Origin of the sequence: Alicyclobacillus sp. SO9 (assembly GCF_016406125.1) — a bacterium.
Taxonomy (GTDB): Bacteria; Bacillota; Bacilli; order Alicyclobacillales; family Alicyclobacillaceae; genus SO9.
Genome location: NZ_CP066339.1, coordinates 4,054,079 through 4,067,068, shown reverse-complemented (window position 1 = coordinate 4,067,068; position 12,990 = coordinate 4,054,079). Strand labels below are relative to the sequence as shown.

Below are 12,990 nucleotides of genomic sequence, written 5' to 3'. Positions count from 1 at the left end.
TTCTTTAGGTTCCCGTCCCTCAGATAAGCGTAAAAGCATTTAGATACTTTTGATGCGTGTGAAAATCACCGTTTAACACAACTTTGGCTGCTGATTCTAGATTTTTTGCAGTCTCATCGTTCCCCAAGGTTTTGTATATCTGACTCTTCCAAAGTAGTATCCTTCCGCTAAGATGTTTGTTTTGTTCACCTAAAAGTAATAAACCGTATTCGCACCAAGACAGAGCGCGAGTATAGTCTTTAAAATAAGTATCTGCTCTAATGAATTCCTCTACAACTTCTGCTTCGTGAAGAGAGAGGTGTTTCATTTTGTAGTAACTCCACACTTTTGTTAAATATGAAATGCCTTCTGAGACGTTGCCTTGATCTAATAACACCACTCCAATGGAGTGGTGTGATAAATAAAATAGGTCTTCATCATGCTCTTTTGCCCAACAATTGACTTGTTTAAAATACTCTAGTGCTTTGTCGGAATGGGCAAGATATCGATAGCATCTTCCGAGGCCAAGATAAGCCCTCATAGCCCTGCGCGGTTCCGTATCATATTTTAATGCGTTTTGAAACGAGGTGACAGCAGAATTATAGTCCGCTAGTTCCATCATGGCGCTGCCAAGGTTTACATGGATTCTTGATAGGAAACTTTCCGGAGGATAATCACTTAAAATGTCCTCATACTCCCATACCGCATTTTTTAACATACTCATATTGAAATAGCAGTTACCCATGAGGACTCTTAACTCGCATTTTATATATGTATTAATATCAGTTCCCTGCGCACGCCTTAACGTAGTCTTCAGGGCAGTTAGGACTTCACTGTTTGATACCAGTGAGGCCCATTTTTTCACGCAAGATACCATGTTATTCAATGAACCGCATTGAAAAAAACCTTTCCATGCCCTCTCGAGATTGGATACGTCTTGCGTCTCAATCCCCTGTTTGTATAGAAGTAGTGAATGATCGAAAGTCTCTTGGTCTCGGGCGGCTAATTCTTCCATACTGACACCTAAGCGAGACGCAATTAGGGATAGAGCTTCAGTAGTTGGCTTTATTTTACCTCGTTCTATTAAGCTGATGTAGGACCTTTCATATAGACCTTTTACTAATTGTTTCTGAGTTAACCCTCGGCTTACCCTCAGTGTACGAATTTTCTCACCAATGGGCACCGAAAATCCCCCTTTTATTCTGAATTTTCTCGTGCGAGAGTATTTGTTATAGAGTACCATAAATGACAGCGAAGGAGAGGGATCGAGATGAAAAGGCTGACTTATATCTTGTTACTTTTGACCGCAGTAACCACTTTGAACGCATTAGCATCTGTATCGACCACTGAAATTCCCGGGCCCGGCGTTGATGTAGTTACTACGCTGTCACAATAGAGACAGCGCTAAGGGGGCAGAGACGCACATGGGAGATTATGTGGTAAATCCATACATTGAAGTTAGAAAAAATGACAATGTAATTATCGTAAGAATGTACTCATCAAGAAAAGAACTGAAGCTGACATATGATCCTGCGTTGGAGACTCTCCTATCAATTGGAAGGCAAGAAGACTCCACGAACTGGTTCAGTACCATATCAGATAAACATCATGTATCTCAAAAGGACTACGAATCAGCACTACATTCGTTATTAGAAGTGGGCATAGTCGTACCACGGTCAGCAACTTCAAATGAAAATCAAATGTTGAATCGACAGGATGTATTTTTTACCGGAGCAGGATTTAATGGACCAGAGATCCGTGAACGTTTGGAACACGCCAAAGTTCTTGTCTTAGGTACAGGTGGAATTGGGGCTAGTTTGACACAACAACTTGCCATGGTGGGTGTTCGTAATTTTGTTTTGGTGGACCCAGACACAGTTGATTTAACGAATCTTAATCGTACATCAATGTTTCGAAAGAAGGACGTTGGAAAACCGAAGATAGAAGTAATCAGAACGTGGATAGAGGAGCGCGTTGATTCTTCCCATGTCTCTACATATCGTGAAAGTATTTCAGGGTCAGATGACATTGTGAGAATCTTGAAACAAGAACGCCCGATTGATCTCATCGTGGACTGTATGGATCAGCCAAGTACGGAACAGACAGGAATATGGGTAAGTACTGCTTGTTGGGAACATAAAATTCCTCACTTCATCGCTGGAGGCTACAACTACCATGGGGGTAGCGTGGGTCAAACGTGTATCCCTGATGAAACCGCTTGCAGTAATTGCCATACTTTATGGTTAAAAGAGAAAAATAAGTTCCAAGATAGCGGTTCGGAACTCATTAGTCGCGCTAAATCAGGTGGCTCATACTATCCGCTTGTGAGTCTCGTCACTAGTATGCAATGTGCGGAGATAGTGAAGGTGCTAACCGGTTATTCTCAACCACTGTTTACGGATACTCAGGTGGAAATTGATATCGAAAGCCTTGAACTGAAATTAACCGAAATAAAGAGACACAAGAACTGTACTGTGTGCCATTGAAAGAGCAGCGGTACGATGTCAAGGCCCTAAGGTGACATAATATTTGTCGAATTGCTACTACGTTGGACGTGGTGCCAAAATTAGCAATACTCAACTAAGCCCACCCTACCTAGATTTTTAAAATATGGTGAAAAACCTAGGAACTGGTGGATAGAGGTCGATCGCGGTAAGTTTATGCGCGTTGTCGGACCCCTCCTTCCGGAGTGTAAAGTCGGTTGGTCTTTAGCAGATAGAAGACCACTCGCATCAGTTTCCGGGCTGTAAGCGCAAGGGTACGTCCCTCGGCAAATTCCTTTGGCTCCGCTCTCTTCTTGGCATAGTACTCGGCGAAAACAGGGTCGTGCACCCGGACACTGTTTGCCGCTTCAACCATGTAGTACTTGAGGTAGCGGTTGCCAGAATGAATCAGTCGAGTTCGGTTGGCTGTGAATTTCCCGGACTGGTGAACGGTCCAAGCGAGCCCGGCGTGTTTAGCGGCTTCCGCGTGGCTCTTAAACTGGCTTACATCCAGCTCAGCTACAATGCCGGAAGCAAGAATGGGACCGATACCGGGAATGGAATCAAGGGTTTGCGGGATCGTCGCCAAGTGGTCCTCAATTCCTTTGCGTAGTGCCTTCAGTTGCTCTTGTACCGTTCGAATCACGCGAATACTAGAAGCCATTGCGAGATTGACCGAGTCCGACATCGACTGGGGTAGCCGGTACGAGGAGCGAGCAGCCTTCTGTAGCACTTTAGCAACGACCTCAGGATTTTCGAATCGGTTCTTGCCATGTGCCACAAGGAATTCAATGAGACGCTCAAGGGGCATCTCACAGAGTTCCTCAACGGATTCGAATTCCTCCATGACAGCAATGGAAGTTGCCGAGAGCTTGTTTCTCTTAAAGGGACCTGTGCTGCTGTAGTCACTGAACTTGAGATACAAGTTCGTCATGAGGAAGTTGCTCTCTCTAGACAGATCCTGCATCAGGTGGTAGCGGGCTCGCGTCAAGCGCTGCAACGCCATGAGCGGCTCGCTCCAGGTAAAGGGATGCGGGAGAAGGCCTGTCCGAAGCTTAGCTGCGATAAACCAGGCATCTACTCTATCGTTCTTGGGGGCACTCAGGTAATGGGATTTCTTAAACTCCCTGATAAGACTGGGGTTAAAGACGTAGACCCTACGCTGAACACCAAAGTCCAAATGACGTTGCAGATACATGGCGGCATGGGTTGAGTAGCATCCAGTATGTTCGAGACCAAAGAGAATCTCTTCAGCCTGTTTCTGTTTTGCCAGCTTGGAGATACGATCCTGAAACTCTAAAATCCCAGGACGATTGTTGGTAACGGTGAATCGACTCACAGGTCGTTTCTCATCGTCCTGTGTTAAGCAGCAAACCACGTTCTCTTGGCTGCCTACATCAATTCCGACAAACAAGGAGGAAGTCAATATAATCACCTCCTTCAGGTTGGGATGCAGATGCCTGCGACCTCGGGATGACCCTGGGAAACCCATGAACGACAGCCTTGCGAGCTATTGGAATACACCAGACGTCATCGGTGCACGAGCCTCCTTCTGCTGGCAGGAGGGATGACGGACCGGGAAACAGTCAGCGTGTAGGTCTATTCCATGGGGCCAGGGGAACAATCTTTCCTCGGAAGACACCCTCAGATGAGGGGCAACGGGAGGGATAGGAACATTCCCTTGGTAGACACCTACGGCTATTTTCCCAAGATCAGCCCGAGGTCGTAAACACTCACTTTGTCACAGAAAGGTCTATCAACATTTGATTAGGTTTTCAAGGAACAGAAATTTAATAGAGCAACTACATTATGGTTTTACGTAAACCAATTCAGCAGCTGTTCTTAATATACAAGGAGCTATTCCTGTAATGAATTAATTTCGGGTTTGAACAAAAAAGAGCGCCTCCTGTATGCTGGGTTCCGAATGCAGGACATTCATTCCCTAATTGAGGAGGACGCTCAACATGAAGTATAAGATGCAGCAGAAACAAAATCAACGAATTCAACAAATTACCGATTGTACCATCATTGTGGGTGCTGATATTGCAAAGCACACCCATGTTGCAAGAGCCATTGACTTTCGTGGAATTGAGCTTGGTAAAGAATGTGTGTTCAGTAACGATGATGAGGGCCTAACGAAACTTGTAACGTGGATGAAGGAGTTGCAACAACTGCACAGCAAAACCGATGTTGTGTTTGGCGTCGAGCCGACCGGACACTACTGGTTCCCGTTAGGTGCCTTCATACAAGACTTGAATGTTCGATTCGTGCTTGTGAACCCACATCACGTCAACAAGAGCAAAGATTTAGAGGATAACTCACCGACGAAAAACGACTACAAGGATGCTAAGGTCATTGCCAATCTCGTGAAAGACGGCAAGTACACCGAGCCCAAACTCCCGACTGGTGTTTATGCGGATTTAAGAATCCTCATGAACCTCAGAGAGAAGGTCATGGTGAATTTGGGGCAAGTGCAAATGCGGATTCAGAACTGGCTTGATCGCTTCTTTCCGGAATACACCCAGGTGTTTAAGGACTGGGAAGGCAAGGCGTCACTCATTACACTGCGTACGTCTCCGTTTCCGCAGGACATACTCTCGCTAGGCGCCAGTGAGGTTGTGAGGCAGTGGAAAAAGGATGGTGTGAAGCGGGCTGTCGGTATGAAGCGAGCCATACGGCTTGTCAGTACCGCTGAAAGGTCCATTGGTCTGAAAGAGGGGCTCACAGCTGCCAGGATAGAGATGAAAGCTTTGCTGGAACAGTACGACATGTTCACACGGCAGCGTGATGAAATCATGGCTCAGGTAGAGCAACTACTGAACCAAATTCCAGGCACAGAAGAAATGCTCAGTGTGCCAGGAATGGGTTTTACGACACTTGCTGGATTCTTGGCTGAAGTCGGTGAGCTACAGGGATATGAGCATGGACAACAGATCATTCGGCTTGCTGGACTGAATCTCAAAGAGAACAGTTCTGGGGTAAGAAAAGGAAAAACAGGCATTACCAAACGAGGTCGTTCTCGGCTGAGGGCATTACTATTTCGGGCAATATTACCGATGGTAGCTAAGAACGCTGAATTCAAGGCACTGCACGAGTATTACACGACACGGGCACATAATCCCTTGAAGAAGAAACAGTCGCTCATTGCACTATGTGGAAAACTCATTCGTGTTCTACACACATTGGGGACAAAGCAAGTTCAGTACAACGCTGAGGATTTACTGGGGCCACTTCGGAGGTCCCAACTACAGGTGGCAGCTTAACCGATTTGAATCAAACTCGTCAGTTCGATTTACTCGCTTGTACACGATGAATCGCCAAGACAAACAGAAGCACGGATAAGCCGTAGTATCCACACCATAAGGGCAACGACCCAGTAAAGGAGCAAGAAACGGCATCCACCCCTTGAGAGGTAGTACGAAGGAATGTGAGGGCATAGACCCAGTGTGACATGGGAGGGTAAACCGCAAGGGAACGTGTGGACATCCAAATGTGCGAACAGATTTATGTTCCATGTATTGGTAAAACAGCACCAATCTCTGTTCCTGCTACGGAGTACCCGTTTGAAAATTCGCTCATCTAGCATTCTGGTAATCTCTCTCAAATAGTCAAGGTGCGTAATCGTGAGAATAAGAGAGTAAATAGGAGAAAACATTAATTTATAGTGGGAGGTGAATATCATGAAAGTAGAAGTCTTAAGCCAAGAAACAATGGTAATCTGTCAGCCAAGCACCTGGAGGTAAGTTGTGGGCTGCACGGTTTATTATTGGCCGTGCAGCTTCAATCTCGTATAATATGCGGATTCTTCTTTAAGAAAAAACGCGATTGATAGCCTTCTATAATTTCGCCTGTGTAGGCTTACTATATCGGCGCGTTAGATTGAGCACCAGCAACAGGTGTTTTCACGGATGGTCACACGAGAGCGTATTTGTACCATCCGAGCAAAATTGCAGCTATTCCCGTATATTGGGATTGTGACAAGATTAATCTGGATTTGTATCTTGAGTATTTCAAGTGGTACGAGACTGAGCGGTTTACCACATCGAGGATTTCAATCAGAGGATTATTTCTCTTAAACACCGTTCCCCTTACTTTTTTTAATAAACTCCCTCCTTGCTAACCAACGTAAATGTACATTTGTCCCTATTCTTGCTTTTCTTAAACAACCTCCACTTGTTCCACTTGTTTTGCTGGGCAGCTGGATTTCGTCACGGCCGAAGTGTGCGTCAGTTCAGGGTTAAGCATCAAGCGTCATTTTGAGGATTTAGACGTGCCTTCCCGACACCATTAGCCATAAACAAATGGCCCGGATAAATCCGGGTCATTTCTTCATAGTACGCCCAGCATGGGCGGAATCTTTAGGGTGAAAGTCCCGAACGGGGGTTGGCAACAGACCTACCGTTAGCCAAGAGCAAGGGTGTCCATCGTGAGGTGGAATCTGAAGGAAGCTGGAGGCAAACTCTCGACCTGAGGGACACGAATCACATCTGAGGCTGTCATAGTCGGACGAGTTGCCTGAACACAACAAAGTCCCAAGTTGCCAAGGGCTACGGCAGTAAATGTGGCAGGTGCATGAGAGGAAAGAGTCCGTTCTTATCTGGGGAGACCTGCTGGATACGCTAGTAGGACTAGTAACCGTCATCGAGAGATGACGCTGAACCGGCAGGGGTCAGCAGAGGTCATAGTACAGCGACAAGCGCTTGTCGCTGGAAGGACTGAACACGAAGTGAGGGCAGACTTTATGCGTTCGCATGATGAACATCGACAGCAGAATACTCCGCGAGGAGCCTCGGTTCAGAAGGTAGCGGTGAAGCCGCAAGGGGCTGAACAAAGAGGGTTTAGCTCATCGTCGGCACAAGTAGAGACACTACCCTGCGAAGACAGTATGTTATTGCTGGAAAGGATGCTAGAGAGGGAAAACCTGCTCCTAGCCCTGAAACGAGTTGAGTCGAACAAGGGAGCTCCAGGGGTCGATGGCGTCGACGTAAAATCCTTACGAAGTTACGTCATGGAACACTGGGCTGACATTCGTCAGCAGTTGCTCGCAGGAACCTACAAACCGCAACCTGTCAGACGAGTCGAAATCCCGAAACCCGGAGGCGGGAAGCGGGGACTAGGTATTCCGACGGTGAATTCATACTACATGCCTCCCAATAAGGTTTTGGACTTAGAGCGCTATTAACAAAATTCATAGTATGCTGCTTAATTTAAATGGCTAGATTCCTGGACTCGCTTGCGCAGTTCGACCTCCTTTCGGTCATCTAGTTGAATGTCCCATGGACAGCCTGGAGCCACTTTCGTGCCCGTAAGAATGCCACGGTTGAGCCAGTAGTAGACAACCCCTGAAGTCACTTTGAGTCGTTCCGCAACTTGTTTGACGGATAAACCACGGCGTTGTGAAGTATATCCAGGAATGCGGTGTACGTAGCGAATCCACTTGATGGAGTCAAGCGTGAACATCCTGCCACCTGATGTGCGTATACCTGATTCGTTTAAATACTTTACAATCTGGCGGTCTATCATCGTTTCGGCTAACCTGCGAACGAGCTCAACGGTCTCAGATGAATGTTTCGTTGCTATATGTGGTGGCAGCGGCTTACGCACCCATAGTTCTTCGCAATGTTGGTTGCGCCAGCGCAAGCCAAGTCGGACATTCGGGTTTCTTGCCTCAGCAACTATGGTCACATCTTCAACGAGTAGGCGAAGAATGCGTTTGCGGTCCTTGGGTGTAGTGGATGATTTGGACCAAATTCGAGGTAATTCCTTCGCAAGGCTTAAAATCTCCGCTTTGTCGTGTTCTGTAGGCCGCCAACTACGTCGATCTACATACTGGGTGTACTGTTCCTGAAGTTCTGCCAATTCGGCGAGCTTTTCGTTCCATCTTACCTCAAGACTACGCGCTACTAGGCGATTTTCTGGTTCTACCTGTTGGTATTGCCTCTCCGCTCGGTCTGCTTCGTAGCGTGCTCGTTCTAGAGATAACTTCCAGCCCTTATCTACATCATCTTCTTCATGCAGCAGTTTGTCCATTACCTGTAGAGCAAGCTCTAATTCAGCGGGTTGCATGGCCTGCAACAGACGCTCTGAGATAGCTTGGTCGATTTTCAACGCCGGCACGGTAGTGCAAGTGGCGCGGTGTCCGTGTTCCCACCGCCCTTTACATTCATAATGTGGATGGATTCCTCCGTTGCTGGTGTAGCGTACACTCATGCGGCGACCACATTTTCCACATATAACGAGTCCTTGAAGTAGAGCTGTGCCTTCTCGTGCTGCTCCGCTTTTCTCAAGGTTGGTACGGTTCGAATGTAGCTGCTTTAGATTTCTCTCATATTCCTCCCACGTGATATAGCCTGGGTGATGATCTGGAATGAAAACTTCCCACTCCTCACGGGGAAGGAGCACGGTGTGATGAATAAACAGTCCTTGTGGATTCACGCGCTTTTGGTCTCGATACCGACCATATACATAGGCCCCTGCATATGCAGGATTGTATAGGATCCCTAAAACTCGGCTGTGGTTCAGTGTTGCCCAAACGAGTTTTCCAGCCCAAGCACCACCGTAGGCTCGTTTTGGAAACCGGAGGCCGTTTTGGGCAAAGAACTGAACTACGCCGTAGGCGCTGCCTGTCGTACGAAATGCATGAAATACATTGTGAACAGCAGTTTGGACCTCTTCGTCCGGATCCAAAACTGTCTGTCCGGTGGTGTCGTACACATATCCAACGGGCAGCGGAAAGCGGAGTTCACCTTTTTTCGCTTTGTTCTTCTTGCCACCGATTAGCCGAGCACGCAGGAAATGCAGTTCTGCTTCGCTCATGGTTCCTTTGAAGCCGAGAATTAACCGGTCATTAAAATCTCGCATGTCGTAGATGCCGTCTTCATCCACTACGATTGTGTTGAATAATCCGCAGAGTTCGAGCAGACGCAGTAGATCTGCTGAAGAACGTGCTAAGCGGGAAATCTCCAGACCAAAGATGGCGCCAACTTCGCCAAGTGAGACTTGAGCCACAAGGTTTTGGAAGCCCAAGCGCTGAGAACGGCCAGACCCTGAAATTCCGAGGTCTTCGTCGATCACCTGAATTTGTTCCGAAGCCCATCCTAGGGTGAGAGCTCTCTCCCGAAGGGCATACTGGCGTTCCGTGCTCTCCCGGTGAAACCGAACTTGGGCTATGGTCGACTGACGAATGTACACAATCGCTGTTCTCTTCAGGTGTTCTGGGTGAACTTTCGACGGTATTGTCGTCATGAATTTGTTCCTCCTCATGCATTGCCGCAAGGCACGAACGCACCATCCCAGCGACGACCGTGATGAGCTCGTCCACGCTCTGTGCATCATTTCCGACCAATGCGGCTAATGCTGAACTAGTCACTAATATCCCCTCCGACGAGGCCGATGAACTATTCGTTATCTCGGCGTCGAAGTAGTTCCAGGTTGAGCTCAGTCAGTTCCGAGAGAATGTCCTGTGCGACCTCAAAATTTTCAAGTCCGGCTCGTACCTGCTGCTCCCAGGCTGCAGGAACGTAATCCATATGGGTTTTACCATGGTAAAAAGATGACAAGTACAAACTTTTATGACCAGCGCCAGTAGCACAGTGACAGGTTGGCTTGCCACACTTCACCTGCCGAGTGATAAGGGAACCGCGGAGAACATGGCCCATAGGTGGCAACGCCTCCAATAGTTGCAGTTTTCGTTCTTTGAGTTCCTGAGAAGGAACAGATTTAAATCTTCTAGGTGACTTATTCTTATCAGTAGTGTTCATAATAAGAAATTACCTCCTTCATTTGGAATTGTCAATTAAATTCGCTGTTGAGACAGAGGAATCATCTAAGCTCCGAAGGAGTTCAACTAATTCCTTTAAGTCCAACCCGTTGAATGGTGTGACTGGCTTAGTATCCTGAGGACGATGCCGGTCCGTCCAGGATTCTGGAACACAAATTACACTGGAGTCTGTTTGAAGTGAATACAGTGGGATCCCATTGACGTGTTTGATTTTGAGCAGAGTAAAGGTCTGCCCATGGAGTGGATGAAATGGATGAGTGATAGTTACAGATTCCGAAAGAGAATTGGGCTGAAGTGCATTTTGCACTGACCGTCCCAACCGTGCTAGATAGGCTCATCCAGCAAGCCCTACTCCAAATACTTACACCATTATTCGACCCAGCGTTTTCTCCATTCAGTTACGGCTTTCGCCCAAGAAGGAAAGCGCACGATGCTGTACTACAAGCGCAAGCGTATATCCAAGAGGGATACCGATGGACTGTAGACATGGACTTGGAGAAATTCTTTGACCGAGTAAATCACGACATTCTCATGTCGCGAGTGGCTCGGAAGGTGCAGGACAAGCGAATTCTTAAACTGATTCGTGCCTACCTCAAAGCAGGGATTATGGAGAATGGTGTTGCAGTTAGGTCGGAAGAGGGAACGCCACAAGGTGGACCTTTAAGTCCTTTACTCGCAAATATCCTTCTTGACGACTTTGACCGAGAACTAACAAAACGGGGACACCGCTTTGTACGTTACGCGGATGATTGTAACGTTTACGTCAAAAGTCGCAGAGCAGGAGAACGAGTCAAGGAATCCCTAACCAAGTATTTGGAAGGCACTCTAAAACTCAAGGTGAATCGAGAGAAGAGCGATGTGGGAAGACCATGGAAACGGAAGTTTCTTGGATATAGCTTTCGATCTCACAAACGCGCCCCCATCCGACTTGCCGACAAAACCATCCAGCGGTTCAAGGAACGTGTGAGAGAGATTACGAGCCGAACCCGAAGCATGTCTATCCACGAAAGAATCCGCAAACTCAACGCCTACGTCTTGGGCTGGGCTTCCTATTTCCGCTTAGCGGAGATGAAAACGCATTGTAAGCGATTCGATGACTGGATTCGTCGTCGCTTACGAATGTGCATCTGGAAACAGTGGAAAAGAGTGCGCACGTGGATACGCGAATTACGGGCACTCGGACAGCCTGAATGGATTGTATTCATGATAGCGAACTCGCGCAGAGGGTATTGGGAAATGGCAAGAAACTTGAATAATGCTATGAACAAAACCTACTTTGAACAACTGGGACTGAGGAGTGTAGAGGAAAGATACTTAGAACTTCGTAGTGCTTTGTGAACCGCCGTATGCGGACCCGCTTGTACGGTGGTGTGAGAGGTCGGGGGCTAGGCGCCCCCTCCTACTCGATTCCGCAAATTATTTTAGTTAATATTACTGAATATATAGGATGATATTGATACCAGTGATGGTAATTCTGTATCAATACTCCGATTCTTTCTTGGAGAGCTTCTTATTCTCTACGCTATATATCAAGGGTATTCGGCGATTATATATAAAATAGAGCCCATTGTTCGTTCGGCAGTACTGCTATAGGAGAGAATGAATTTCCGGTAATAAATTTCTTGAATTGTATAGACAACAGTTTTATAGTGCAGTAGAATTAACTAAAATTAAGTAAATATTGAGTAAACTAATCAAGTGAAGACACATTGAGCTTAAGAGAGATGTAGTGAGGGGCGGATATTGCGCATGGCGACAATTCGGGATATAGCAGATAAGGCTGGTGTTTCGGTTGCGACGGTTTCTCGTGTCTTAAACCGAGATCCATTACTAAATGTTGCTGAGGACACGAGAGAGCGAATTATCAGAGCAACGTCAGAGCTAGGGTATCGCCCGAGAAGGGTAAAAAAGAGAAAATCACTGAACTATCGAGTTACAATTGTTCCTCATGAAGATGAAAAACATGAATGGGATGATCCCTACTTCTTGTCCATTCGTCGAGGTGTAGAAGAAGAATGCTTAGCTCATGGGATTCAAGTTTCCTACAAGTGGTTATCTGCTGGAGAGCCTATAGACGGAGAGATCATTGATTCCGATGGTGTGATAGTGATTGGCGAACTAGACGAACAACTTGTGGAGAATTTAAGCAGCGCAAATTCGAATGTGATTTTTATAGATTTTAGCCCAGATGCGGAACGCTTTAATTCTATTCAAGTAAATTGGAAAACAGCAACATTGAAAGCATTTCAATACTTAGAACAAATGGATATAACTGACATATTTTATGTTGGAGGTACGAGGAAATTCGGGATCGACCCGAGGGAACAAGTGTTTAAGGATTTCATGACAAAAGCTCGACGGCTTAGGGATAGTTCTATTCTGAGGGCTGAATGGTCAATGACGGGCGGTTACAATGCGGTTCGACAGCTTATTGATAGAGGCAAATTGCCGCAAGCTCTGTTTCTTGCTAGTGATCCGATGGCTATGGGTGCAATACGTGCTTTGCAGGAAGGTGGATTCCGGATTCCCGATGACATATTAATTCTCGGTTGTGATGACATTGACCAGGCTAAGTACTGCAGCCCGTCTCTGTCGACAATCAGTGTCAATACAAGCGAAATGGGTAGGTGTGCAGTTCGGTTGCTGTTGCAGACCATAACGGAGAAGTTACCACCTGTTGAGGTTTACTTTCCGGGCTATTTAGTAACTAGAGAGAGTACTGGAAGAAATATGGAGGGGCGGTTGTAA

Annotated in this window: 10 protein-coding genes and 1 pseudogene; 6 read left to right on the top strand and 5 right to left on the bottom strand. The window is 46.7% G+C overall.

The genetic code is table 11. The features are described 5' to 3' along the window. Nucleotides 1-19: 19 nt before the first annotated feature. A complete protein-coding gene (locus GI364_RS19015) occupies nucleotides 20-1,162 on the bottom strand; it encodes a helix-turn-helix domain-containing protein (RefSeq protein WP_198850779.1) in 1,143 nt (380 codons plus the stop codon). Nucleotides 1,163-1,249: 87 nt separating this feature from the next. Here GI364_RS19015 and GI364_RS25165 point away from each other — a divergent pair, with 87 nt between their 5' ends. Together GI364_RS25165 and GI364_RS19010 are read left to right on the top strand one after the other, a co-directional pair. Beyond that, nucleotides 1,250-1,375 (top strand): hypothetical protein, encoded by a 126-nt coding sequence (locus GI364_RS25165; protein ID WP_255524485.1) that lies wholly within the window; start codon nucleotides 1,250-1,252, stop codon nucleotides 1,373-1,375. A 28-nt stretch (nucleotides 1,376-1,403) separates the two neighbouring features. After that, the gene (locus GI364_RS19010; RefSeq protein ID WP_198850778.1) at nucleotides 1,404-2,465 is read left to right on the top strand and encodes a HesA/MoeB/ThiF family protein; all 1,062 of its coding nucleotides are present in this window, start codon (nucleotides 1,404-1,406) and stop codon (nucleotides 2,463-2,465) included. 172 nt (nucleotides 2,466-2,637) lie between these two features. Here GI364_RS19010 and GI364_RS19005 read toward each other — a convergent pair whose 3' ends face one another. After that, nucleotides 2,638-3,897 carry an IS110 family RNA-guided transposase gene (locus tag GI364_RS19005; protein WP_233096141.1) on the bottom strand — a complete coding sequence of 420 codons (1,260 nt, stop codon included), beginning with the start codon at nucleotides 3,895-3,897 and terminating at the stop codon, nucleotides 2,638-2,640. 541 nt (nucleotides 3,898-4,438) lie between these two features. Here GI364_RS19005 and GI364_RS19000 point away from each other — a divergent pair. After that, nucleotides 4,439-5,725, top strand: a complete 1,287-nt coding sequence (locus GI364_RS19000; protein WP_198853839.1) for an IS110 family RNA-guided transposase — start codon at nucleotides 4,439-4,441, stop codon at nucleotides 5,723-5,725. A gap of 1,478 nt (nucleotides 5,726-7,203) precedes the next feature. After that, entirely contained in the window at nucleotides 7,204-7,644 is a 441-nt protein-coding gene (locus GI364_RS18995; protein WP_198850777.1) for a hypothetical protein, read from the top strand. 20 nt (nucleotides 7,645-7,664) lie between these two features. Here the strand turns inward: GI364_RS18995 and GI364_RS18990 are convergent, their stop codons facing one another. The 3 genes from GI364_RS18990 to GI364_RS25485 form a co-directional block, all read right to left on the bottom strand. Beyond that, entirely contained in the window at nucleotides 7,665-9,707 is a 2,043-nt protein-coding gene (locus tag GI364_RS18990) for a recombinase family protein (protein ID WP_198850776.1), read from the bottom strand. Between the two features lie 152 nt (nucleotides 9,708-9,859). Beyond that, nucleotides 9,860-10,222, bottom strand: a complete 363-nt coding sequence (locus GI364_RS18985; RefSeq protein ID WP_198850775.1) for a DUF6788 family protein — start codon at nucleotides 10,220-10,222, stop codon at nucleotides 9,860-9,862. An 18-nt stretch (nucleotides 10,223-10,240) separates the two neighbouring features. Further along, nucleotides 10,241-10,549 carry a DUF5372 family protein gene (locus tag GI364_RS25485; RefSeq protein ID WP_198850774.1) on the bottom strand — a complete coding sequence of 103 codons (309 nt, stop codon included), beginning with the start codon at nucleotides 10,547-10,549 and terminating at the stop codon, nucleotides 10,241-10,243. On the opposite strand from GI364_RS25485, the pseudogene ltrA reads away from it, so the two are divergent. Continuing rightward, nucleotides 10,507-11,580: pseudogene (gene ltrA, locus GI364_RS18975) on the top strand (group II intron reverse transcriptase/maturase); the annotation flags it as partial. The gene GI364_RS25485 and the pseudogene ltrA overlap by 43 nt on opposite strands. A 411-nt stretch (nucleotides 11,581-11,991) precedes the next feature. Next, a complete protein-coding gene (locus GI364_RS18970; protein WP_198850773.1) occupies nucleotides 11,992-12,990 on the top strand; it encodes a LacI family DNA-binding transcriptional regulator in 999 nt (332 codons plus the stop codon).

Coding starts and splice junctions, on each gene's coding strand:
- GI364_RS18990 (WP_198850776.1), bottom strand. CDS start 9,707: ATGACGACAATACCGTCGAAAGTTCACCCAGAACACCTGAAGAGAACA.
- GI364_RS18970 (WP_198850773.1), top strand. CDS start 11,992: ATGGCGACAATTCGGGATATAGCAGATAAGGCTGGTGTTTCGGTTGCG.
- GI364_RS19010 (WP_198850778.1), top strand. CDS start 1,404: ATGGGAGATTATGTGGTAAATCCATACATTGAAGTTAGAAAAAATGAC.
- GI364_RS19000 (WP_198853839.1), top strand. CDS start 4,439: ATGCAGCAGAAACAAAATCAACGAATTCAACAAATTACCGATTGTACC.
- GI364_RS25165 (WP_255524485.1), top strand. CDS start 1,250: ATGAAAAGGCTGACTTATATCTTGTTACTTTTGACCGCAGTAACCACT.
- GI364_RS18985 (WP_198850775.1), bottom strand. CDS start 10,222: ATGAACACTACTGATAAGAATAAGTCACCTAGAAGATTTAAATCTGTT.
- GI364_RS18995 (WP_198850777.1), top strand. CDS start 7,204: ATGCGTTCGCATGATGAACATCGACAGCAGAATACTCCGCGAGGAGCC.